This is a genomic window from Bacillus sp. FSL R5-0593 (assembly GCF_038603755.1).
In the GTDB taxonomy this organism is placed as follows: Bacteria; Bacillota; Bacilli; order Bacillales; family Bacillaceae; genus Bacillus; species Bacillus velezensis.
On record NZ_CP152011.1, the window covers coordinates 4,113,109 to 4,137,195 of the forward strand.

Genomic DNA, 24,087 nt, shown 5'->3' on the forward strand with positions numbered 1-24,087 from the left:
TTACGCTTCTTCTTTTACGTGAACCTTCAGCACAGCCTGAACTTCAGGGTGCAGCTTTACAGGAACGTTTGTATATCCCAGTGTGCGGATACCGTCTTGGAGCTCCAATTTCCGTTTATCCACTTTAATCTTATGCGTTTTTTGCAGCGCTTCTGCAATCTGTTTGCTTGTGACAGATCCGAATAGACGGCCGCCTTCACCGGATTTGGCACTCAGCTCAACAGTCAGCTGTTCAAGCGTTTCTTTCAAATCTTTGGCTCTTTCAAGCTCGGCAATCGCTTCTTTTTTCTCTTTTTCTTTCTGTCCTTTCAATGCGCTGATGTTTGTCGCATTTGCTTCGACAGCGAGGCCTTTTTTAATGAGAAAGTTATGTGCATAACCGTCTGCTACGTTTTTCACTTCGCCTTTTTTTCCTTTACCTTTTACATCTTGTAAGAAAATAACCTTCATCTCTGAACGCCTCCCTCAAAATATTCATCAATGGCTTCCTTCAGCCGGACGAGCGCTTCTGAGACAGAAATGCCCGATAACTGGGTTGCCGCATTGGTTAAATGCCCTCCGCCATCCAGCGCCTCCATAATAATCTGCACATTGACCTCGCCCAGCGATCTCGCACTGATGCACACCGTATGCTCATCCCGTCTGGCTACCGCAAATGAAGCTTCCACTTCACTCATCGATAAGAGGGAATCAGCCGCCTGCGCAATCAGCACCTGGTCAAAGTACTCCTCTTCGTTCTCAGGAAGAGAAGCAATCGCGATATGTTCTTTATAAAGAGACGTATGCTGGATCAGCTTCGCCCGCTTGATATAAGAACCGACCGATTCTTTGAGAACTTTCTGCACCAGAACCGTATCTGCGCCTTTCGCTCTCAAATAAGAAGCGGCGTCGAACGTCCGCGAGCCCGTGCGAAGGGAAAAGCTCTTCGTATCCACTATTATACCAGCTAACAGGGCCGTCGCTTCAATCATATTGATTTTGAGCCGCTTCGGCTGGTATTCAAGCAGCTCCGTCACGAGTTCTGCGGTGGATGAAGCATATGGCTCCATATAAACGAGCAGCGGGTCTTTAATAAATTCCTCGCCTCTGCGGTGGTGGTCAATCACAACGATGTGCTCGATTTTGTTCACGAGACGCTCTTCCATCACAAGGGATGGTTTATGTGTATCAACGACGACAAGCAACGTGTCGTCATTTGAAATTTCCATCGCCTCTTCCGGCGTGATGAACCGCGACCACAGCTCTTCATATTTTTTAATTTCTTCAATCAGACGCTGAACACTTGATCCGATCTGGTTCGGATCAATGACGATGTAGCCTTCTTTGCCGTTGGCCTGCGCCACCTTCAATATTCCGATTGCGGCTCCGACTGCGTCCATATCAGGAAATTTGTGCCCCATGATAATGACATTGCTGCTTTCTGAGACAATTTCCTTGAGCGCGTGAGAAATCACCCGGGCGCGCACCCTTGTGCGCTTCTCCATCGGATTCGTTTTGCCGCCGTAAAATTTCACCTTGCCGTTCGGCATTTTGATCGCCACTTGGTCGCCTCCGCGGCCGAGAGCCAAATCGAGGCTGGACTGCGCCAGATCTCCAAGCTCCTTCAAGGAAGAAACCGATGCGCCGATCCCGATGCTGAGGGTCAAAGATACAGTGTGAACGGATGTTTTTTCTCGGATTTCATCCAAAATCGAAAATTTCGCGTTTTCAAGCTCCGTTAAAATGTGTTCATTTAACACCGCGATAAACCGCTCCGAGGACGTCCGTTTCAGGAAAATGCCGTACTCCTGCGCCCACGCATTTAATAATGAGGTGACCTGGCTGTTCATCGTGCTTCTCGTTTGGTCGTCCAGCCCCTGTGTGACGTCATCATAGTTATCTAAGAAGATATATGCCAGCACGGTTCTCTCATTTTCGTACTGCTTTTCAATCTGAATCTGTTCTGTCACATCAAAGAAATAAAGCAGGCGCTCATCTCTTTTAATCACTACTTTAAACTTCCGCTCATTCAAGGTGATCGTTTCCGAATCGACCTCCTGCTTGATCAGCGGCACGACGGCCTCGCATGTGTCATACAGCGAGCGTCCGACGAGCGTGCTTTCATTAAAACAGGAAGACAAAAACGGATTCGCCCACTCAATGTAATATTGATCATTAAACAGCATAATCCCGATAGGCATTTCCATTAATGCCTCTTCGCCTACTTTTTTCAATCTATACGATAACGTGGAGATATAATCGTCAATTTCTTTTCTGATCAGAGAATCCGCACGCTTAATGAAAAACAAGATCACGGCGAGCAGCACAACGCCGATGGCTCCTATCAGCCAGTTAAAGTAAATGCTGATGAGAATTATGATGATTGACAATGCAATCAATGCATAGATGGGATACCGAAACAACGGTTTTTCATAAAAACTAGGCATTTCTATCAACTCCCCACCTGTAAGTCACACTCAATTTCGCGTCACCTTATTTCTTATGTTAAAGCCTATGTCAATGATGCCTAAGAGGAGATACACGGACAAGATGAGCGGAAAAAGCACCCCCAGCACAATTGCTAATACAGGAACGGCTTTCGGCATCTCCATTTCGCGGCAATAGAAAAAAATAAACGCTAATCCTTGAATACAAATCAGCAAGCTGAGAATAAATCCCCCATTCAATGAAACCGAATACAGCATATGCCCTTTTTCTAAAGGCAGAAACCCTAATATCGTCACAATAAAATACAGAATGACAACGCTTTGCGGGAGTTTGAGCTCTCTAAAAGGCTTCATCTTCGGAAGATCAGGGGAAAATCGCCGTAAAAGCGGCCTTGCCATAGCATAACTGAGGAAAGAAAAAACGATGCCGGTCAATACGAGCACTGTCGGAAAAAGATATTGAACCGTGCTCAGCTGACTTTCCATCAGCTTGATCTGCTTCCCGAACTGGTCTCCGTAACCGAGCTGTTTTGACATGGTATCAGCCACAGACAGCGACTCCCGAAGCTGGGACATGGTGGTATCAACCACATTCATATTAAGAAACACGATGCTGACCACAAAAAAAACGACGCCGCACAGCACATACGCCATAGCTCCGGCAGCAACCGCATAGCCGGGCTGTTTCTTTTTAAAATAATATCCCATGGCGATTCCCGTACAGGCCGCCGTAAAAGCGCCTGTAAGCCCGGTAAACGAACTTACAATAAAGCTGACAGGAAGGCTGGCAAGCCCCATCCATACCCCGGGCTTCAGACCGTGCCGAATGGTGTAAAGAATGATCGGCAGCGGCAAAGCAAAGAGAAGAATTGCCCCCAGTAAAGGGAGGTACACGACCAAAAGGGAAATGATTGCAAAAATACTGATCAAAATGGCGCCTTCTATTAGAGCCCTTGTATTTTTCACTTACTCACCTCAAACCTTGTATCATTCGAACATACGAATAGAAAAGAGCAGCTTAGACGACTGCTCTTTTGACGCCGCAATGTCTCTTTCAAGACCTGAATTTTCCATAAACTCTCCAAAATACACGTATATATTTTAACATAAGTCGAAATCGCAAGTAAAATGAGCGCGGACAGCCGCAATGTTCCATGTGAAACATGAAAACAGACAAACGGACATCCTAGTGAAAGAATGCCCGTTGTATCAGTGATCCTGATCATCCATGAAACCAGAAGTATCTCTGTTTTTCTTTTTGGTTTTTCGTACATATAACAAGACGATAACGATAAGTAAGAGAGTGGTCGCCTGCAAAACCCCGCTGCTGAAAAGGAAGAAGTTCTTTATCATGTCCCACATATAGTTTCACCTCTATTTCGTATTTCCTTTACATTGAGTTTCCCTTTCTGGAAACTTCAAAACATGAGGAACAACATCGGGACCGGGGCATATGCTGAAAGTGAAAATGAAGGATAAAGGAGATTCTTACACCATGACTGAGCGGAGAACATTAGCATGGCATGAAACGTTAGAACTGCATGAGTTAGTAGCTTTCCAGGCAAACGGACTTGTGAAATTAAAAAGAACAGAGCGGGACGTAAGCGATGCCAGATTAAAACAGCTTTACAGATTTTCCATCCATTCGCTGGAACAAAATCTGCGTGAACTGCTTCCTTTCTTCCCTGAAGCTCCCGCTTTTCGTGAGGATGAAACAGAAGAGCGCGCTGATTCCTCCTTTTACAGCGGCGGCCTGCTCATTCTGGCCAAAACATCTGTCCGCAATTATGCCGGAGCCATTACAGAGACGGCCACACCTCAATTAAGACACGTCTTCGTCAAGCACTTAAACGCGGCCATCAAGTGGCACCAAATGGTCTTTGAGTATATGGAAGAACGGGGTCAATATCCGGCTTACAACCTGAGCGAATTGCTGAAAAATGATGTACGCAACGCCAGAAAAGCCATCGCGATGAAATAAAAAAAAGCAGCAAGGAATTTAATCCTTTGCTGCTTCTTATTTTTGAGCGGACTGATCTTGAGGAGACGTTTTTTCCCGGTATGCCTCGAGAAACTCCCGGTTGGCATCTCCCCATTTCTTCATTTGCAAAACGATCGGTTCCAGCGACCTGCCGAATTCGGTAAGAGAATACTCCACCTTTGGAGGCACCTGCTGATATACCTCGCGATGCACGATGCCGTCCGCCTCAAGCTCGCGAAGCTGAAGCGTCAGCATACGCTGCGTAATGCTGGGGCAAATGCGCCGAAACTCATTAAACCGCTTTTTTCCGCCGATCATATGATAAAACAAAATACCCTTCCACTTTCCGCCGATAACGGAAAGCGTCAGTTCAACCGGACAACCTTCTTTATTCGGATATATGTTCATTTTTCATCCTCCATAGTACCTTTTTTGATACTATATGCTGATTAGCATCTGACTTACCCAGTATTTTACTCGCAACCCTCCCCACCTCTCAACAAAAATGCTTCTTTTTCACATCAATTTTTAAGGTTTTGAAGATTACACCCTCCTCAAGACGTGTTAAACTATAAAAAGATTGTTTACACTACAAAAAAGGACAAGGAGTTATTATGGAAAAAATTCTTATTTTCGGACATCAAAACCCAGACACAGATACCATTTGCTCTGCCATTGCCTACGCTGATCTAAAAAATAAACTCGGCTTCAATGCTGAGCCCGTCCGCCTCGGACAAGTCAACGGCGAAACACAATACGCGCTTGATTATTTTAAGCAGGAAAGCCCGCGTTTGGTGGAAACAGCCGCAAACGAAGTAAACGGCGTCATCCTTGTTGACCACAATGAACGCCAGCAAAGCATCAAGGATATCGAAGACGTTCAGGTTCTTGAAGTTATCGACCACCACCGTATCGCCAACTTCGAAACAGCGGAACCTCTTTACTACCGTGCTGAGCCGGTCGGCTGTACGGCTACGATCTTAAACAAAATGTACAAAGAAAATAACGTGAAAATCGAGAAAGAAATTGCGGGCCTCATGCTGTCAGCAATCATTTCCGACTCTCTGTTATTTAAATCTCCGACTTGCACGGAGCAAGATATCGCAGCGGCAAAAGAGCTTGCTGAAATTGCCGGCGTAGATGCGGAAGAGTACGGCTTAAACATGCTGAAAGCGGGCGCCGACTTAAGCAAAAAAACTGTGGAAGAACTGATTTCTCTTGATGCGAAAGAGTTCACGCTCGGCAGCAAAAAAGTCGAAATCGCCCAAGTCAACACAGTTGATATTGAAGATGTTAAAAAGCGGCAGCCGGAATTAGAAGCGGCTCTTTCAAAAGTAATTGCTGAGAAGAACCTTGACCTGTTCCTTCTCGTGATTACGGATATTCTGGAAAACGATTCCCTTGCGCTTGCCATCGGTGATCAAGCGTCAAAAGTGGAAAAAGCATTCAACGTGACTTTAGAAAACAACACGGCTCTTTTAAAAGGCGTCGTATCCAGAAAGAAACAAGTCGTTCCTGTTTTAACAGACGCGATTGCAGAATAACCAACACACCCCGGAAACCAGCCGGGGTGTTTTTTATTGCTCATTCATCAGACGGCCGTTTCGTAAGCGCTTTCCCCCGAAAATCATTTTGACGGAATTTAATATACAATATATAATATATCACATGGAGGACGTTCATTTCCTAATTATTGTTAGTTACTATCACAACGTCAGAATCGGGGGTGTCTATCCTGGAAAAACACGCTGCTCTTTCTTATTCACGAACAACAGGCATTTGGCTTGTGCTGACAGGAGCTATCTTATGGGGGGTCTCGGGAACGGTTGCCCAGTATCTGTTCCAGCACCGCCATTTTAATACAGAATGGCTGACTTCAGTGCGCCTTCTGGTGTCAGGGGCGCTTCTGCTCGGCATCGCGTACCGCAAAGAAAAAGGACGGATATGGGCTGTTTGGAAAGACAGACGGGACAGAATTCCCCTTCTTTTATTCGGGATTTTCGGAATGTTAGGCGTTCAATACACCTACTTCGCGGCAATTGAGTACGGCAACGCGGCCGCTGCTACCGTTCTTCAGTATTTAGGGCCGGCGATCATTACATGCTCTTTAGCGATTCGCGCAAAGAGAATTCCTTCAGCAAAAGAGCTGCTCGCCGTCTTATTGGCGGTTGCCGGCACATTCATTTTGGTCACGCACGGGAATGTCGGAAGCCTGTCCATATCCGGTCTGGCCGTCTTTTGGGGCATCAGTTCGGCGTTTGCACTGGCGTTTTACACCCTTCAGCCGCATCGTCTGCTGAAGAAATGGGGATCCGCCATAATTGTCGGATGGGGCATGCTGATCGGCGGAGCCGCCCTCAGCTTGATCCGCCCGCCCTGGACATTTGAAGGCGAGTGGTCCTTTCCTGCATATGCCGCGATCGTGTTTATCATCATTTTCGGAACGCTCATCGCTTTTTATTGCTACTTGGAAAGCCTGAAATATTTGAGTGCCTCTGAAACCAGCCTGCTCGCCTGTGCAGAGCCGCTGTCGGCAGCTTTTTTAGCTGTGATCTGGCTGCATGTTCCCTTCGGAATATCAGAATGGCTGGGTACTTTGCTGATTTTAGCCACCATCGCTTTATTATCTATCAAGCAAAAATAACCTCTCTTTTTTAGAGAGGTTTTTTCCTAGGCCCAGAGCACCCCTTAGTCTCAATTACCCATATATTAAAAGGCCTTTTTTCATTTTACTATCATCCAAAAGAGGAAAATAGACCAGTTGTCAATAGAATCAGAGTCTAATAGAATGATGTCGACAAGTAAATCATGCAGGATTGTTACTGATAAAGCAGGCAAGACCTAAAATGTGTTAAGGGCAAAGTGTATTCTTTGGCGTCACCCCATACATATTTTAGGTCTTTTTTTCTGTAACAAACCTGCCATCCATGAATGCAGGAGGATCGAATCGGCAGATCGCAAAAAAAGGTACATACAAAAGGAGACATGAACATGAACATCAAAAAATTTGCAAAACAAGCCACAGTTCTAACTTTTACGACTGCACTTCTGGCAGGGGGAGCGACTCAAGCCTTCGCGAAAGAACATACCCAAAAACCTTACAAAGAAACGTACGGCGTCTCTCACATCACACGCCATGATATGCTGCAGATCCCTAAACAGCAGCAAAGTGAAAAATACCAAGTGCCTCAATTCGACCAATCAACAATTAAAAATATCGAGTCCGCAAAAGGACTGGATGTGTGGGACAGCTGGCCGCTCCAAAACGCTGACGGAACAGTAGCTGAATACAACGGCTATCACGTCGTGTTTGCTCTTGCCGGAAGCCCGAAAGACGCTGATGACACATCCATCTACATGTTTTATCAAAAAGTCGGCGACAACTCGATCGACAGCTGGAAAAACGCGGGCCGTGTCTTTAAAGACAGCGATAAGTTCGACGCCAACGATGAAATCCTGAAAGAACAGACACAAGAATGGTCCGGTTCTGCAACCTTTACATCTGACGGAAAAATCCGTTTATTCTACACTGACTTTTCCGGTACACATTACGGCAAACAAAGCCTGACAACGGCGCAGGTAAATGTGTCAAAATCTGATGACACGCTCAAGATCAACGGAGTGGAAGATCATAAAACGATTTTTGACGGTGACGGAAAAACATATCAAAACGTTCAGCAGTTTATCGATGAAGGGAACTATACATCCGGCGACAACCATACGCTGAGAGACCCTCACTACGTTGAAGACAAAGGCCATAAATACCTTGTATTCGAAGCCAACACTGGAACAGATAACGGATACCAAGGCGAAGAATCTTTATTTAACAAAGCGTACTACGGCGGCAGCACAAACTTCTTCCGTAAAGAAAGTCAGAAGCTTCAGCAAAGTGCTAAAAAACGCGATGCTGAATTAGCGAACGGCGCCCTCGGTATCGTAGAATTAAACAATGACTACACATTGAAAAAAGTCATGAAGCCGCTGATTACTTCAAATACGGTAACAGATGAAATCGAGCGCGCGAATGTTTTCAAAATGAACGGCAAATGGTACCTGTTCACTGATTCACGCGGTTCAAAAATGACGATCGACGGTATTAACTCAAACGATATTTACATGCTTGGTTATGTATCAAACTCTTTAACAGGTCCTTACAAGCCGCTGAACAAAACTGGTCTTGTACTGCAAATGGGTCTTGATCCTAACGATGTAACGTTCACTTACTCTCACTTCGCAGTGCCGCAAGCCAAAGGCAACAATGTCGTGATCACAAGCTACATGACAAACAGAGGCTTCTTTGAGGATAAAAAGGCAACATTTGCGCCAAGCTTCTTAATGAACATCAAAGGCAAGAAAACATCCGTTGTTAAAAACAGCATCCTTGAACAAGGACAGCTTACGGTTAACAACTAATAACAACAAAAAGAAAATGCCGATACTTCATTGGCATTTTCTTTTATTTCTCAACAAGATGGTGAACTCAATCATGGCACGAAAATGGCCCGTTGTAATATTGATCTTTTTGGGTGCGTTCCTGTTTGTCGGCTTACTGCCGAACAAAAGCCACAATTCCTCTGACACAAACACGGAGCATAAGAAGGATTACCGGGCGGCGTATCATTTTACGACCCCGGACAAATGGAAAAACGACCCTCAAAAGCCCATTTTTTTCGAGGGGAAATATCATTACTACTATCTTTATAATCGGGATTACCCGAACGGCAACGGCACAGAATGGCGGCACGCCGTATCAGAGGACTTGGTGCACTGGACGGACGAAGGCACGGCTATTCCGAAATACACCAACGAAAACGGCGATATATGGTCCGGTTCTGTCGTCATTGATAAACACAACACCGCGGGCTTCGGCAAAAACGCGCTGGTCGCCGTCACAACGCAGCCGACAGCCAAAACAAAAGCCCAGGAACAATATTTATGGTACAGCACGGATAAAGGAAAAACGTTTACTTCCTATAGTGATCAGCCCGTGATGAAAAACCCGGGAACTAAGGATTTCCGGGACCCGAAAGTGATCTGGGATGAACAGGATGACAAATGGGTGATGGCCATGGCCGAAGGAGAAAAAATCGGTTTTTATGAATCACCCGATTTAAAAAATTGGACATACACGGGCGGTTTTATCACTCAGCAGATCGGCCTCATCGAATGCCCCGACCTTTATATGATGCGTGCAGATGACGGAACAGCCAAGTGGGTTCTGGGCGCAAGCGCAAACGGCAAACCCGCAGGCAAACCGAATACGTACGCGTATTGGACCGGAAACTTTGACGGGAAGGAATTTACCCCCGATCAAGAAGAACCGCAATGGCTCGATTACGGCTTTGACTGGTACGGCGGCGTCACATTTGAGGACGGTAATAGCGAAGATCCGCTGACAAAACGCTATGCGCTGGCATGGATGAACAATTGGGATTATCCGAATGAAACACCGACACTAAAAAACGGCTTTAACGGTACGGATTCTATCGTCCGTGAAATCCGCCTTCAGCAGCAGGAAGGCGGCACATACAGCCTAGTGTCAGAGCCGGTTGAAGCATTGAACCAATTAACCTCTTCAACTGACAGCATAGAACACAAACAGGTGAACGGTTCAGAGACACTGCCGATCAAAGGTGACACATATCAGCTTGATATGGATATCGCTTGGTCAGATATCAAAAATGCAGGCGTCAGACTCAGAGAATCAGCAGACCAAAGCCGGCATATTGATGTCGGTATTTCGGCAGAAGACGGCTACGCCTATGTGAACAGATCGTTTACAGACCAGCCTGATAAAACCGGTGCATACGCCGAAAGCAAAGCCCCATTTGACGGAAACAAAGGGCGCGTCCATCTGAAAATTCTCGTGGATAAAACAAGTATTGAAGTATTTGCAGACGACGGAAAAACCGTTTTGACAAATGAAGTGTTCCCAAAACACGAAGATCAGGGAATCACGCTCTTTTCTGAAGGCGGCTCCGCTGACTTTCAGCATATTGAGATGAAGCATCTCGGTTCGATTCATTCTTAGACGTCCCTCTTCATTTCTAACCAGCGCCCGGACTGTGGTAAAATGCAAATATGTATACTACGATTCATGAGGTGTTCCATTGGATAATCAAAACAAAGAACCTGTGCTGAAAAGAACCATCATGCGGGACGAAGTGTATCGCACACTCAGAAACTGGATCATAACGGGCAAGCTCAAACCGGAAACAAAGTTAAAGGACAAGGATTTGTCGGAAACATTGGGAATCAGCCGCACCCCGATACGGGAAGCCTTATTGCGGCTGGAAGATGACGGCTTGGTGATAACAAAAGCGAACAGATGGACGCTTGTCGCTCCGATTGAGTTAAAAGAAGCGGAAAACTTGTATTCCATCGTCTGGACGCTTGAAAAACTCGCATTGCAGCAAGCTCTCCCGCATGTGGACGATACCGTGATTCAGGAATTGAAACAGCTGAATGAAAATCTTCTTCAAACGATGAAAGACGGCGATAAACTGGCCATCCTGGAAGCGGACAATGCATTTCACCATCGCATCATTCTGCTTGCGGACAACGCTGAACTTCACAAATTGCTAGTAAGCCTGAAAGTCAAAATTCAGAGACTGGAAATCCGCTATTTCAGTGAAAACGGCGCTTTAAACAGATCATATAATGAACACTCTGATATCATTCACGCATTAGAACAGCAAGATGCCGCCGCTGCTTTTACAGCGCTTGAAGCGAATTGGAAAAACAGTTTAGAACGGCTGCAGAACATGGCATAGCAAACGAAAAAGCCAAATCACTCATATGATTTGGCTTTTTTACGGATATCACAAGACAGCCGCGTTGGCTGTCTTGTTTACTTTTTGTTTATATATAAATACATACCGTAATCCGTCGGCACAGAAGCATACCCCATCTGTCTGAGCATGGCTGTTATATTCCCGCGATGATACGTTCCGTGGTTCACAACATGGAGGATCATATCGGCCGCTGCGGTTTTCATGATGTCTCCTGACGGATGCTCTATTTCAAGGGGGAGACTGATATTTTCTTCCTTTTGCAAAAATAATTGATATCGGTGTGATATTTCCAAAAACATATCTTCCAGCTCTTCTATCTCTTTAGACAAGATGTCCTCTTTTTGCTGTTCAGCTGATTTCAGCGTATCCTCCAGACGCTCTCCGGAGAACACATCAAACCACCCCTTATCCGACAGATACACATGAGTCAATACACCGGCTATCGACGGAAAGACACTTTGAATCTCCTTACGGTACACATCCTCCGGAAGCTCTTTAAGCCGGGTGAATATTTGCTGATTTGCCCAAAGATGATAATCATACAATTGCAGTGCCAGATGTCCCACATTACCCTCTCCTCTCTCGATATAGAACGTACGTTCCTCATTATACTACACTACATGCGGCTTTGTACCAACTTCTTCATTCGTAGCTGAGAAAATCCGAAAAAAGCCGAAATTAATAAGAGGAGGCCTGCGCCAATATAAATAAACCGCACGCCGAATACATCCGAGATGACCCCCGTTCCGATAATGGAAAACATAAAAATGAACTGAACTAAAGCTGATCTCGCCGCTAATATATTGACCCGTGTCTTTTCGGTCGTGATGTTTTGAAGCAATGTTTCCTGCGTGAGATCTCGTAATACACAAGCCGGCCCCATACACAGCACCAGAAAAAGGGCCGTAACGGCGCTTGTGATCAACCCATAAATAAACGTGAACATTCCATATGCCAAGGCTCCCGTCAGCATAAGCGGAATGAGATGATGCTGAAACTTACCGGACAACTTATAGATGATCAGTCCGCCGATCATCGTCCCTGCATAATAGACTCCGTTGACATACCCCCACCAAGCCTCTCCTTTATGAAGGACGTCATGCACATAAGTCAAGGACACAGACCCGATCCATATCATGCCTGCCCACGATTCGATCACATCCATCACAATGAGAACCCTGAGCTGTTTTTGCTGAAATAAATACACCCAGCCGCTTGCCGCATCAGAAAAAAGGGAACGTTCCCTGACTGCTGCCGGCGCACACATGCGTACTTGAAGAAACAGAATGATGCCCAAAACCGAAGAAACCAATAACATGACAGTGACGATCATTGTATCGCTCTCTCCCAAGAACGCTATGATGACGCCGCCGAGAGACCACCCCGCAAACTGAATGGTCTGATCCGCCGCAGATAATAAACCGTTCGCTTTCGCCCTTCGATCAGGAGGAATGATTTCCCCAATCAGCGCGCTTTTTATCGGAGCAAACCATCCGTTGCAAAAAGAAATGCCTCCGATCAGACAAAACAGCAGAAAAAAGAATGCGGATGAACCGGTTTGGATGACAAAAAACAAACAGACTAACAGTGTGATCTGTATCAATTGAGAACCGATTAACAAAGACCGAAGCGTGAACCGGCCGGTGACCAGCGGCAAAACGGCGCTGCCCAATACGCGACATACAATGCTGACGAACGTCATAAGAGAGGCCATCGCCGTCGAACCGGTTTTTGTAAACAAAAACAAGATGACAGCCATCGTATAAAGTGAGAACCCCAAGTTGATAGCGGTCTGGCTGTATAAAATAGCATAATACGTTCTCTTCATATTCATCTTCTCACTCCCTGATTATGTAAATCATACCATATTTGCCGATCAGCTCTCTTTTTTTTAAAGAAGGTAGGTATGGAGTCAAAAAACAGCTGGCTGACATCGAAAATGTCATTAAGATTCCGGACAAAAACAAAAGCCGATGCGCGCAGGCATCGGCTTTCAAATTAACCTATCATCTCAAGAACAAGCGACACAAAAGCTTCAGCGGCCGGAAGCTGCCATTTTTTCTTTTTGACCAGCATATGAGAATAAAGCCGCTCGAACGGCTCAGACTGCTGAAGAATTTTCAGCTTCCCCGCTTTTACCTCTTCTTTTACCGTAATATAAGGTAAAACGGAGAAACCGAGTCCGCTCATCACCGTCTGCTTAATGGCCTCTATACTCCAAAGTTCCATTGTTTGTAAATGACTGATATCATGCTTGACGAGAAATCGTTCAAACATAGTCCGATAGCTGCACCCTTCTTCATTTGTAATAAAAAAGTGCTTGCCGCTTTGTTGATAGTCGTCAAAATGATCCGGTGCGTCACTGCCTGCCACGAGGACGATGCGTTCCTCCAATAAAGAATGATGTATGCATTTTTCCATTTGTATCTCCGGATATACCATAAATGCAATATCCACACGGCCGCTTACTAATTCCACCTGATTCTGCCCGCATGTTCCGTTGCTCAATATGATATTGACGTTCGGATACTTCATGGAATATTCTCTGATAATCGGCCCCAGTCTGGAAATGGTCAAAGACTCCGGGGCCGCAATTTTTAAAACGCCCTTCACCTCGTGAATGCTTTGCATATTTTTGATCTTGTCATGGGCAGAAAGTAAATCCTCGGCTAACGGTATCAGCTCTCTCCCTAAAGGCGTCAGTTTCAGACGCCTTTTTTCGTACGTAAATAATGCGCCGCCGATCTCCTGTTCAAGCGCCTGAATATGAGTCGTAATCGTCGACTGCGTATATCCCAGCTTCGCCGCGGCCCCTGTATAGCTTCCCTTATCTACAATGGCCTGAAATGTAATAAGATGTCTGATCTCCATATGAATTCACCTCTAAGATGTATCGAAAAAATCAATAATGCGATTTTATTTTTCAATTTTATTTATAACTATTCTTATCATACAATAAAAAACGGTTCCATCACATTAGCAAATGAAGGTGATTTAATGAGTATCATAGCTTTTCTTTCTTATGTCCTGATGACATCTATTACGCCCGGGCCGAGCAATATTTTAATGATGAATGAAGCGCGCAGAGCCGGCTTTATCGGTTCATGGCGTTTTAACGGCGGAATCCTGACGGGATTTGCAGTGCTCGGCATTCTCAGCGGTCTGTTTACCATGAGTGTTTATCATTGGATTCCCGTCGTGGAACCTTACTTTAAAATTGCCGGAGCCGTCTATTTGCTCTATTTGGCTTGGCAGATCTCGCTGCCCAAAACATCAAAAGGCGATTCTGAAAAAACCCGATCGTCTTTTCTATCGGGATTTCTGTTTCAAATGATCAATATAAAGAGTATTTTATTCTTTTTAACCTTAATGAGCGCTTTTATATTGCCATTTCAGCACACGTATCCATTGATTGCGTTCTGGCTCGCGTCGGCTATTCTCCTGGGCTGGGCGGCTTTACTGCTGTGGTCGGCGTTCGGCTCTGTTTTTAAACATCTCTTTGAGAAACACGATAAAGCGTTTCGCATCGTGATGTGTCTGCTGCTCATCTATTCTGCGGTAAGCATTTATCTGTAATTCAAAAAAGATCCGCCTAAGGAATGATTTTCAAAACAGAATAAAAAAGAGGGCTTCCTTTCCGGAAGCCCTCTTTCCGTCTGCTACGCCAATAAAAGAAAAATAAGCGCTAAAACAGCCGGAAGTCCTTGTTTTACGATAATTGATTTGTTTGAAGTAAAGCCTCCGAAAATGGCCGCGATGACCACGCAGATGACGAAAAACATTTGAATCATATGGCCAATCGGATCAGCTCCGAGGATCAGCCCCCAAATGAGGCCGGCAGCCAGAAATCCATTATACAGACCCTGATTTGCAAACATGACCGCTACATTCCGATCACCTTCTAAATGCTTCGGCAATTTGAAGGACCGCTTAGCTGCCTTCGAATTGATAAAAAACATTTCAAGTATCATGATAAATACATGTTCTAAAGCTACAACTCCGACGAAAACAGCTGCAATAATCTCCACTGTCCCTCTCCCCTCAGCTTCACTTCAACCTTATTTCCATTGTGCGATTGTTTCGATAGGAAGACGGTAGGAAGCATATCCTTCGTCTGCCGCTTTTCCGATTGATAGCAGCATGACCGGTACATAACGCTCTTTATCCATTCCGAAAACCTCGGCAATCTTTTCTTTATCGTAGCCGCCGATCGGGTTTGTGTCATAGCCGTGCGCGCGTGCCGTAAGCATCAGCTGCATGGAAACGAGTCCTCCGTCAATCAGAATCGTTTCACGGTTCACTTGCTCCGGCAGTTTTTCAAAATGCGCCGTCAACGCAGCGATTTGTCTGTCTTTTACTTCCTGCGGCATGTAGCCCAGTTCGACCGCTTTTGAATAAATTTCTTCTAAATAGTCATCACTGTTCATATCTGCGAAAACCGCGATCACCGCAGATGATGTGCTGACTTGTGTTTGGTTAAAGCTGGCAAGCGGCGCGAGTTTTTCTTTTCCTTCAGGGCTGTCAATGACGAGAAAACGCCACGGCTGCGCGTTGACTGAAGACGGCGCTGTCGTTGCTTCTTCCAGGATTTGAGTCATTTCTTCTTTGCTGATTTTCACAGCCGGATCGTAATTCCGAATGGAACGGCGGCCTTTCATAATGTCCATAAAATCGTTTGTTTTCAGTTCTGTTTTCATGTGTAAAACACTCCTATGCTTTCATATTTTCTATATTATTCTGCATCTGCGACAATACGTTTTTTAACATACTGCGTTCTTCCTCGCTGACACCGGCAAGCATTTCCTTTATGAAACGCTCCTTCTCCTTTTTGGAAGCCTCAATTCTCTCCCGCCCCTGTTCAGTAAGCCGGACAAGTATAATTCGGTTGTCCTCGGGCTTCCGCCTTCTTGTGACCATTTCTTTGGCTTCAAGCTGTTTCAAGTGTCTTGTCACGGCTGCGCCATCAATATTCACCTTTTTCTGAAGATCGCTTTGGCTGATCTCATCGACGTAAAAAAGCACGGCGAGAAGCTCAAGGCGGGATTGGCTGATTCCGGTGCACGCTTCAAACTTGGTGCCGATCACTTTATGCAGTGATTGGAGCTGATATAAAATCTCGCCTTCCTCTGAACAACATGCTGTCAAAACCCATCCCCACTTTCTTTTGCGCAATTACTTGACTAGTCAATGTTTGATATATCAATAATATACAGCCGTCATTCTATTTTTGCAAGTTTTTTCTCCTTTTTTAAAAAAAGCTGCCGATTAACGGCAGCTCTCTACTTAATGATTATGGACTTTTCTGAAATTACTGCCTTTTACTTCTGCGACATCATATACCGTCACAAAGGCTTGTTTATCAATGTCATTAATAATTTCTTTCAGTTTGGTTTCTTCTAAACGGTTGATGACACATGTGATTTCTTTGAATTTTTCATGGGAAAAACCGCCGTATGCTTCTTTATAAGTGGCACTCCGGCCTAATTCCTCACGAATGGTCTCTACCATTAATGCAGGCTCATTGGTGATAATCTGAAATGTTTTAGAACCGCTTAAACCTTCCTCAACCACATGAATGACCTTAGACGCAATGTAGTAAGCAATGACGGAAAGCAATGCGCCTTGCAGCCCGAATACAAAAGAAACAAAAATAAACACAAACATGTTTAAAAATAAAATGAGGTCGCTCGTGCCAAACGGCAATTTCCGTGACAGAAGCACAGCCAGCATATCAATTCCGTCTAATGCGCCGCCGTTGCGCAATGCCAATCCCATTCCAAAGCCGATAATAATCCCGCCGACAACGGTGATTAACAGGGTGTCTCCCTCGATGATAGCAGGAGTGTGATGGAAAAAACTCGTGCCTGCGGCAAGTGAGATAATGCCGATAATGGATAGAAACGCAAAACCTTTCCCGATTTGCTTATATCCCAACCAGACAAACGGTATATTGATCACCGCAATTAAGATCCCAAGAGGCAAATGAAACAGCTGTGAACAGACAATGCTGAGTCCGGTTACACCGCCGTCAGATACACTATTCGGAATCAATACGGTTTCCAGTCCATACGCGGCAATAATTCCGCCGATGATGACCATGATGGCCCGTACGATTGATTTCGCTCTGATTTTCTTACGTCTTTGTTTTTCGATTGTACTCATATCATTCCCCGCTTCAATTATTTTTTCTTATTTAAATATACCATAATTGATACTTTTCGTTAAAAATAAGCCTATCGGCTATGTTGAAGCAGGAACCGAGGAAGGAGATGTCACAGATAACGTATCCATTTATGACTTTAATCATTCACAATGTAATCATTCACTAAAAGGAATTAATGACCATTAATAATCTCTTTTGTTTCCCTTCTTCACAAATTCCCAATCATATTCTATATTTTTTCTCACCCGCTGAAGAAGACTGAAAATGGTTTCTTTTTCCTCAGATGTAAATCCGGACAGGGCTACCTCCGCAGAATGCTCTCCTTCTCTTTGCAATAACGGATAAACCTTTCTCCCTTTTTCAGTCGGAAACAGTTTTTTTATTTTTTTATTTTGATCATCAGGACGCTTTTCAATAAACCCCTGTATTTCCAATTTTTTGATTGCTCTCGCCGCTGTTGTGCGGTCAACTTTAATCATTTCCGCCACTTTTTCCTGTATCACTCCCGGGTTTTCACATATACGCACAAGATAGAGATACTGCCCTTTTGTTAAGTCTAATTCCTTAAATTCAATATTGCTGATGGAATCCAGTGCCCGTGCGATCATGCCGATTTCCCGCAAAATATCAGTCATATCTTTTCAAACCCTTCATTTTTTATTGCATTTGCAATATAATTATTTTATCGTTACTTCTATAAGACCACAAGCAAGCCGTGCAGTCCAGACTAACATGTGAAAAGGATTGGTTGATTATGATGATAAAAAGAATAACAACGGAAATTGATTTGCAAGCAGCGCTTGAGATTAGAAAAGCAGTATTCATTGAGGAACAGCAAGTACCTGAATCCGATGAATTTGATCAGTTCGATACGCTTGAGGATCAGTGCGGGCATGTCTTGGTTTATCATGAAAATCAGCCTGCCGGCACAGGACGCGTCCGCATTGTAAACCATACAGGCAAACTCGAACGAATCTGCATCCTGAAGCCTTACCGTAAATACGGGTTGGGCAAAGTAATCATAAGCGAATTAGAAAACATGGTAAAAGAAAAAGGCATCACCCAATGTAAACTGCATGGACAAACACATGCGGAAGGCTTTTATCACAAACTGGGCTATCAGACAGATTCACCGGAATTTATGGAAGACGGCATCCCGCACGTCTTGATGACAAAAGAGCTGTGAGCTGTCACTAATGAGCAGCCAAACGGCTGTATGAATTATTTACCGAAAGCCTTGTATAAAGGCTTTTTTTCATATTCTGAAACTCACAACTAAAAGGTATGTGTGCTCAGCCGGTGCTTGTCACAAATGACCGCCACAAAAAAATCAAAGCTGGAATAAAACTACCAATTTAAGCTTTTAATCTATTAAAAATTAACAGTTAAAGAGATTATAAAAAGGGAAGAAAATCTCAAATTATACTAGGAAGGCTGATTCTCTCTAATATGGACTGCTGACGCGTTACATTTTTTCTATCTTCACATATCTTTAATACTACGTACGTTATAAATAGATTCCAGGAGGAGATATGAAGTGGAAGAAACGAGTATGGAGCCATCACGGCTCTGCAAAGAATTTGCTAGAATTCTCAATTCAACGCCCAGTGTCGTAAATGGCGTATGTACGGCGACAAGATTTCGAAGCAACATTCATCCGGTGGTACTCGGAAGAAGAGCCGAGGCATTTCCTTTTATTCCTCAGGCCTTTTCATTTGAAAGCATGGATCGGGAAGGCAGAGCTTTATGTTTAGGTGAGACTGTTTTACTGCAAGAAGAAGTGAACCCGTTAATGAGTGAGCTGCGCAAATTCGGTATCATCGTAACTGCCGTTCATAACCATTGGCTGTTTGATAAACCGCGCCTGATGTTTATGCATTTTGAATCAATTGATAAACCTCTCAATTTTGCAAGAAAAGTGAGAGAGGCCCTGAGGGTTCTAACTACTAAAACTGTGCGTGCGGTACCAAAAACTGACGGGGAAATGATTGAACGGCATGGTCTTTGTGACGAGTTCAACGATATTCTAGGCGGAACCATGCATACGTTTGAAAATGGAATTTGTACAGTAATGAGATCACGAACGAATATAAAACCTGTAGTGCTTGGACGGCCCGGAAGATCATTCTTGCTCATTCCGCAAATGTTTTCATTTGAATCAATGACAAAAGACGGCCGTGCTCTTTGCAGCGGAGAAACTGTCATTCTGCAAAAAGAAATCAATCCATTTATCAGCGTCCTTCGGAAACATGATCTGACTGTAACGTCACTTCACAATCACTGGCTGTTTGATAAACCGAGACTGATGTATATTCATTTCGAATCGATTGATAAACCTGTCAACTTCGCCTTAAAAGTGAGAGATGCTTTAAAAGTGCTTACTGATAAAGAGGTCAAAGCTTAGCATGTTTTGAAGTATCAAAAAGCGATTAAAATAATCGCTTTTACATATGATCAACCGAAAACAAAAAAGAGACCATATATAGGCCTGGCACAGACTTTTTTTATGATAAGCGAGACTATTAAAAAACAGCCTTATAGGCTGTCGTTTTGTGTATATTCTATTGATGAGTTTATACTAATTCATCCCGCATTCCCCAAGCTCTTTATTTCTCAATGGTTTTCTACATGTCGTTGTGCAAACACCTTCTTAGCCACTGAAAGAGCATTAAGTACACGCGGGAATCCTGTATAAGGAACCAATTGGGTGATACTCTCTACAATCTCAGTCGGTGTTAATCCGGATGTAAGCCCTGTATTGATATGAAGTTCAAGCTGCGGCTCGGTTCCTTGCGTTACAAGGGATGAAATGGTAACAAGCGCACGTTGTTGATTGGTTAATCCCGGTCGCGAATATATATCTCCATAAGCAAATTCTATCATGTACCTACTTACATCTGGGGCGATATCTTTCAAGTCTTCAGAAATCTTTAAATGCGTAGAGATTTTATCATCGCTTGTTAAAGTGTACTCCATTAATTTGTCTAAACCTTGTTGGTAACGGCTTTGATCCATTTGAATTTCCTCCTGAAAAGTACTTATTTTCTGACATAAGATAATATATCGCAGCCCTCTCTAACCGTAAAATACATAAAAACTATAAAATCCATTCATTTTTTTCATGAGTTATCTTGATCTGCGTAATTACTCTTACAAAAAAATGAAATATACCGGATAAATTCGCGTACTGCGTGTGAAACATATTTACCTTTTTTTAAAATAATCGCCACTTTCCAAGGAATGGATGGATTGACAATGGAAATTGCCTTAACTAAACTTTGATCAGTCTTTTTCACTATAGACTGAGGGAAAATGGAAATACCTAGTTCTTCTCCAATCATTTCGCTGATAAAATCCCATTGAGAACTTTCATAAACGATATTTGGACGAAAACCGGCTCTAATACACTCTTGAATAATCCGATCGTGAAGAGAAAAGTCTTCACTAAACAGGATGAAAGGTTCATTTTTCAAGTCTTGCATTTCCACAATCTCTTTATGAACAAGCGGGTGAGCGGAATGAACGAAGAGCATCAGTTCTTCATTAAGCAATGGAATGATATCAAACTGCTCTTCGTCCACTGGTTCAATAACCACTCCAAGATCCAGTACCCCATCTTCAACCTCCTGTTTCACCTTGTTTCCCCCATGTTCTATCAGCTTGATGTTCACATCAGGATACAATTGTTTAAATCCTCTAATGATTTTAGGAAAAAACAAGACACCGATAAGCGGCGGTATTCCAATTTTCACTTTTCCTTTTTTTAAATGTAAAAGATCGTATAAGTTCGTCGACAAGTCATCTATTGACTTCATAATCATTTGACCTTGTTCAAATACAATTTCGCCCGCATCTGTCAATGCGATCTGTCTAGCGGATCGATCAATGAGCTCAACCTTTAATTCCTCTTCCAAACTTTTCACCATCTTACTTAAGGCAGGCTGTGACAAATGCAGATTTTCTGATGCCTTAGTAAAACTGTTGGATTTAGCAACTTCAAGAAAGTAAGTGATTTGGCGTATATCCATCGTATGACCTCCATTCCATAAGTTTAACGAATACATTACATTCTTTTTATTCATTTTACTTATACAACTGCTGGGTGTAAACTTTTAGGAGACCAAAATGAATCCTGGAGGGGTTACTATGAGTAAATTATTGGAAAGTAAAGTTGCTCTTGTTACAGGCGCGGCGAGTGGAATTGGTTTAGAAATTGCACGTGAATTCGCTAAAGAAGGCGCAAAAGTTGTGATTTCCGATTTGAACGAAAAAGCCGTGCAACATGCAGCTGAGGAACTTACGGAACAAGGATACGAAGTCCTCTCTGCGGTTTGTGATGTAACAAACGAAGAACAAGTAGAAAAAAGTGTCTCTAAGACACTTGAAACCTTTGGACGATTGGATATTCTGGTAAACAATGCGGGGATTCAGCATGTGTCGGATATAGAAAACTTCCCGACTGATAAGTTTGAATTTATGCTGAAATTAATGCTTACTGCTCCTTTTAGTGCGACAAAAAGAGTATTCCCTTTGATGAAAAAACAAAAATTTGGCCGCATCATCAATATGGCTTCCATAAATGGTTTAATCGGTTTTGCAGGGAAAGCAGCTTATTGCAGCGCTAAACACGGTTTGATCGGTTTAACTAAAGTATCAGCATTGGAAGGGGCGGAATACGGAATTACCGTCAACGCCTTGTGTCCGGGATATATCGACACTCCATTGGTGCAAAACCAGTTAAACGATATTGCAGAGACTAGAGGCATTTCTAAAGAAAAGGTGTTTGAAGAAGTCATTTACCCCTTGGTTCCTCAAAAACGTTTGTTAGCCGTGCAAGAAATCGCTGATTACGCAGTATTCCTCGCCAGTGACAAAGCGAAAGGAGTTACAGGACAGGCAGTCGTAATGGACGGCGGTTATACGGCCCAATAATCTGAATTTCATCTGCAGGAGTCATAGCGCTTTGGATTAAATGATTTACTCTTCAAGAACCAAGCCGATGGTTTTTTAGGAAAGACATAGCTATACAGATTGAAGTTTGATATATATTTGGTATATTAACTTAAGAAAAGCCGCTTTGTTGGCGGCTTTTTTACTGGTTTTCATGAGGGGGGAAAGAAGCATTTGAAAAAGCGAAACGCGAAAACAAGCCGATTCTTGTCATTGATAGCATGTCTCTTATATATTTATCTGCTTGCCAATTCCTTAATCATCAAACCCAATTGATAAATTCCCTTTTGAAGGTCTTCAAGAGATGCATAAGCATATGATAAGCGAATATAATTCCCTTTTTCTTGAGCATAGATACTGCCGAGATTGAGAAGTATCCCTTTTGTCAAAGCTTTTGTATAAAGTAATTTCATAGATAGTGAAGGCAATATTTTTACCCAGACAAAGAATCCTCCCTTCGGCATATTCCATGCAGCGACATTCTTCAAATTGGTTTCTAAGAGACTCATGACCAATTGCCTTCTCACCTTTAATTGACTTCTCACCTGTTCTAGATGCTGCTGGTATTCACCGGATGTAAACCACTCTGCCGCTACTCTCTGGGATAACGAACTGGAGCCGTAATCTGTTTGCATTTTTATGTCGGATAAACGTTCAATCACTGGTTCCGGACCGACGATCCATCCAATCCTCAAGCCCGGACTTAACGTTTTCGATAAACTGCCTATGTAAAGCACATGCCCATTTTTATCTATTGTTTTAATAGGATCTGGAGGAATCTCATCTATCCATAACTCCCGATAAATGTCATCTTCAATAATGGGAAGCTGTACATTCTCACTTGCCGCAAGGATTTCTTCCCGTCTCTTTTTTGACATTAAAATACCTGTCGGATTATGAAAACAAGGATTTGTATATAAGATAGACCTCCCCCGTTCCCCCCTTGCCATGTGGATGTGTTCCGGCAAAAGTCCATTATTATCCATAGGAACTCCAGTCAGCTTCATACCGGCTGATTGAAATACGTGTAATGAATAAAGATAGGAAGGCTGATCGAGAAATACGGTCGATCCCCTTTGTAAAAGCCCCATTGATATAAGCTGCAAGGCTTGCAGTGCGCCCGAAACAATAAGAATGGAAGAAGGAGACGCTTGAATGCCGATTGTTCTTAAATAGCCGCTTAATGCCTCTCTCAAAGGTAAATATCCTTTTGGTTCCTCATATCCGAATGCCTCTATGTTTTGAGATACCTTTCCCATGATCTCTTTCATAACAGCTAAAGGAAAAATCTCATGTGAAAGTTCTCCTTTACTGAGCTGTATAAGATCAGAATTTGATTCTGATTTATTGATCTCTTGAACGATTTTTTGGCTTGGCTGCTGGATTCCGGAGATTACATACTGATCCCAATCGGGGGCGGAATTCTTAGCCAAAAGTGTCCATGTATTGTTCGTAACAACTGTCCCTTTGCCCATTCTGCCTTCGATTAATCCATCCGCCGTCAATTCCTCTAAAGCTGTAATGACTGTGCTCCTGTTCACCTCAAAGTGTTTAGCAAGCGTGCGCTGGCTTGGAATCTTACTTCCAATCGGCCATTCTCCATTTCCTATTTTCTCTTTTATAAATTGAATGATTTGTATGTACTTAGGAAGCTTTTTCATCTTTTTTTCTTCTGGAGCGCTCATAAAAAGGATCCTCCTTAGAGTGGTTGGGTCAAAATCTATTTAACTGGTTGAAGTCATATCATCAAATCTTTATTAATATAGAAACACA

General features: G+C 43.4%; 25 protein-coding genes and 1 pseudogene. 10 read left to right on the plus strand and 16 right to left on the minus strand.

What is annotated here, in order from left to right; translation table 11 throughout:
* From rplI to NYE36_RS20510, 4 genes are all read right to left on the minus strand, one after another.
* Positions 1–450, minus strand: a complete 450-nt coding sequence (gene rplI, locus NYE36_RS20495) for a 50S ribosomal protein L9 (protein WP_007407910.1) — start codon at positions 448–450, stop codon at positions 1–3.
* Positions 447–2,426: a DHH family phosphoesterase gene (locus NYE36_RS20500; RefSeq protein WP_007407911.1), complete on the minus strand. Its 1,980-nt coding sequence runs from the start codon at positions 2,424–2,426 to the stop codon at positions 447–449. Before NYE36_RS20500 ends, rplI begins: the two co-directional genes overlap by 4 nt.
* A gap of 30 nt (positions 2,427–2,456) precedes the next feature.
* Positions 2,457–3,392, minus strand: coding sequence for a DUF2232 domain-containing protein (locus tag NYE36_RS20505; RefSeq protein WP_007615002.1), 936 nt, complete (start codon positions 3,390–3,392; stop codon positions 2,457–2,459).
* 243 nt (positions 3,393–3,635) lie between these two features.
* Positions 3,636–3,788 carry a hypothetical protein gene (locus tag NYE36_RS20510; RefSeq protein WP_004393059.1) on the minus strand — a complete coding sequence of 51 codons (153 nt, stop codon included), beginning with the start codon at positions 3,786–3,788 and terminating at the stop codon, positions 3,636–3,638.
* A 133-nt stretch (positions 3,789–3,921) separates the two neighbouring features.
* On the opposite strand from NYE36_RS20510, the gene NYE36_RS20515 reads away from it, so the two are divergent.
* Complete coding sequence (locus tag NYE36_RS20515; RefSeq protein ID WP_007407913.1) at positions 3,922–4,407, plus strand: spore coat protein; 486 nt, start codon at positions 3,922–3,924, stop codon at positions 4,405–4,407.
* A gap of 36 nt (positions 4,408–4,443) precedes the next feature.
* Here the strand turns inward: NYE36_RS20515 and NYE36_RS20520 are convergent, their stop codons facing one another.
* On the minus strand, positions 4,444–4,815 hold the full coding sequence (locus NYE36_RS20520; RefSeq protein WP_007615010.1) for a winged helix-turn-helix transcriptional regulator: 372 nt from the start codon (positions 4,813–4,815) through the stop codon (positions 4,444–4,446).
* Positions 4,816–5,021: 206 nt separating this feature from the next.
* On the opposite strand from NYE36_RS20520, the gene NYE36_RS20525 reads away from it, so the two are divergent.
* The 5 genes from NYE36_RS20525 to NYE36_RS20545 all read left to right on the plus strand — a co-directional run bounded on the left by NYE36_RS20525 (position 5,022) and on the right by NYE36_RS20545 (position 11,180).
* Positions 5,022–5,951, plus strand: a complete 930-nt coding sequence (locus NYE36_RS20525; RefSeq protein ID WP_004393053.1) for a manganese-dependent inorganic pyrophosphatase — start codon at positions 5,022–5,024, stop codon at positions 5,949–5,951.
* A gap of 182 nt (positions 5,952–6,133) precedes the next feature.
* Positions 6,134–7,051 (plus strand): EamA family transporter, encoded by a 918-nt coding sequence (locus NYE36_RS20530; protein WP_280530440.1) that lies wholly within the window; start codon positions 6,134–6,136, stop codon positions 7,049–7,051.
* A gap of 347 nt (positions 7,052–7,398) precedes the next feature.
* Entirely contained in the window at positions 7,399–8,820 is a 1,422-nt protein-coding gene (locus NYE36_RS20535) for a glycoside hydrolase family 68 protein (protein WP_053573852.1), read from the plus strand.
* 73 nt (positions 8,821–8,893) lie between these two features.
* The gene (locus NYE36_RS20540) at positions 8,894–10,438 is read left to right on the plus strand and encodes a glycoside hydrolase family 32 protein (RefSeq protein ID WP_113766415.1); all 1,545 of its coding nucleotides are present in this window, start codon (positions 8,894–8,896) and stop codon (positions 10,436–10,438) included.
* A 79-nt stretch (positions 10,439–10,517) separates the two neighbouring features.
* Positions 10,518–11,180: a GntR family transcriptional regulator gene (locus tag NYE36_RS20545; RefSeq protein WP_113766414.1), complete on the plus strand. Its 663-nt coding sequence runs from the start codon at positions 10,518–10,520 to the stop codon at positions 11,178–11,180.
* Positions 11,181–11,257: 77 nt separating this feature from the next.
* Here the strand turns inward: NYE36_RS20545 and NYE36_RS20550 are convergent, their stop codons facing one another.
* The 3 genes from NYE36_RS20550 to NYE36_RS20560 all read right to left on the minus strand — a co-directional run bounded on the left by NYE36_RS20550 (position 11,258) and on the right by NYE36_RS20560 (position 14,072).
* Positions 11,258–11,767, minus strand: coding sequence for a DinB family protein (locus NYE36_RS20550; RefSeq protein WP_113766413.1), 510 nt, complete (start codon positions 11,765–11,767; stop codon positions 11,258–11,260).
* 50 nt (positions 11,768–11,817) lie between these two features.
* Entirely contained in the window at positions 11,818–13,035 is a 1,218-nt protein-coding gene (locus NYE36_RS20555) for an MFS transporter (protein WP_241457803.1), read from the minus strand.
* Between the two features lie 164 nt (positions 13,036–13,199).
* Entirely contained in the window at positions 13,200–14,072 is an 873-nt protein-coding gene (locus tag NYE36_RS20560) for a LysR family transcriptional regulator (protein ID WP_033574273.1), read from the minus strand.
* Positions 14,073–14,198: 126 nt separating this feature from the next.
* On the opposite strand from NYE36_RS20560, the gene NYE36_RS20565 reads away from it, so the two are divergent.
* On the plus strand, positions 14,199–14,777 hold the full coding sequence (locus NYE36_RS20565) for a LysE family transporter (protein ID WP_012118916.1): 579 nt from the start codon (positions 14,199–14,201) through the stop codon (positions 14,775–14,777).
* An 83-nt stretch (positions 14,778–14,860) separates the two neighbouring features.
* Here NYE36_RS20565 and NYE36_RS20570 read toward each other — a convergent pair whose 3' ends face one another.
* The 5 genes and pseudogenes from NYE36_RS20570 to NYE36_RS20590 form a co-directional block, all read right to left on the minus strand.
* Positions 14,861–15,229, minus strand: a complete 369-nt coding sequence (locus NYE36_RS20570; protein ID WP_241457807.1) for a DUF1304 domain-containing protein — start codon at positions 15,227–15,229, stop codon at positions 14,861–14,863.
* 30 nt (positions 15,230–15,259) lie between these two features.
* Positions 15,260–15,898: a nitroreductase family protein gene (locus NYE36_RS20575; protein WP_004393039.1), complete on the minus strand. Its 639-nt coding sequence runs from the start codon at positions 15,896–15,898 to the stop codon at positions 15,260–15,262.
* A gap of 13 nt (positions 15,899–15,911) precedes the next feature.
* Positions 15,912–16,410 (minus strand): annotated as a pseudogene (locus NYE36_RS20580) (MarR family transcriptional regulator).
* A 74-nt stretch (positions 16,411–16,484) separates the two neighbouring features.
* A complete protein-coding gene (locus NYE36_RS20585) occupies positions 16,485–17,363 on the minus strand; it encodes a YitT family protein (RefSeq protein ID WP_040238671.1) in 879 nt (292 codons plus the stop codon).
* A 183-nt stretch (positions 17,364–17,546) separates the two neighbouring features.
* Positions 17,547–17,999, minus strand: a complete 453-nt coding sequence (locus NYE36_RS20590) for a MarR family transcriptional regulator (RefSeq protein ID WP_144464686.1) — start codon at positions 17,997–17,999, stop codon at positions 17,547–17,549.
* Between the two features lie 119 nt (positions 18,000–18,118).
* Between NYE36_RS20590 and NYE36_RS20595 the strand changes: the two genes are divergently transcribed.
* Positions 18,119–18,550: a GNAT family N-acetyltransferase gene (locus NYE36_RS20595; RefSeq protein WP_040238669.1), complete on the plus strand. Its 432-nt coding sequence runs from the start codon at positions 18,119–18,121 to the stop codon at positions 18,548–18,550.
* A gap of 351 nt (positions 18,551–18,901) precedes the next feature.
* On the plus strand, positions 18,902–19,768 hold the full coding sequence (locus NYE36_RS20600) for a DUF1259 domain-containing protein (RefSeq protein ID WP_047936365.1): 867 nt from the start codon (positions 18,902–18,904) through the stop codon (positions 19,766–19,768).
* A gap of 209 nt (positions 19,769–19,977) precedes the next feature.
* Here the strand turns inward: NYE36_RS20600 and NYE36_RS20605 are convergent, their stop codons facing one another.
* The gene (locus NYE36_RS20605; RefSeq protein WP_012118924.1) at positions 19,978–20,379 is read right to left on the minus strand and encodes a carboxymuconolactone decarboxylase family protein; all 402 of its coding nucleotides are present in this window, start codon (positions 20,377–20,379) and stop codon (positions 19,978–19,980) included.
* A gap of 104 nt (positions 20,380–20,483) precedes the next feature.
* On the minus strand, positions 20,484–21,392 hold the full coding sequence (locus tag NYE36_RS20610) for a LysR family transcriptional regulator (protein ID WP_007409883.1): 909 nt from the start codon (positions 21,390–21,392) through the stop codon (positions 20,484–20,486).
* Positions 21,393–21,510: 118 nt separating this feature from the next.
* Here NYE36_RS20610 and NYE36_RS20615 point away from each other — a divergent pair, with 118 nt between their 5' ends.
* The gene (locus tag NYE36_RS20615) at positions 21,511–22,296 is read left to right on the plus strand and encodes a 3-hydroxybutyrate dehydrogenase (protein WP_007409884.1); all 786 of its coding nucleotides are present in this window, start codon (positions 21,511–21,513) and stop codon (positions 22,294–22,296) included.
* Between the two features lie 254 nt (positions 22,297–22,550).
* Here NYE36_RS20615 and NYE36_RS20620 read toward each other — a convergent pair whose 3' ends face one another.
* Complete coding sequence (locus tag NYE36_RS20620; protein ID WP_064115182.1) at positions 22,551–23,999, minus strand: PLP-dependent aminotransferase family protein; 1,449 nt, start codon at positions 23,997–23,999, stop codon at positions 22,551–22,553.
* Positions 24,000–24,087 lie beyond the last annotated feature (88 nt).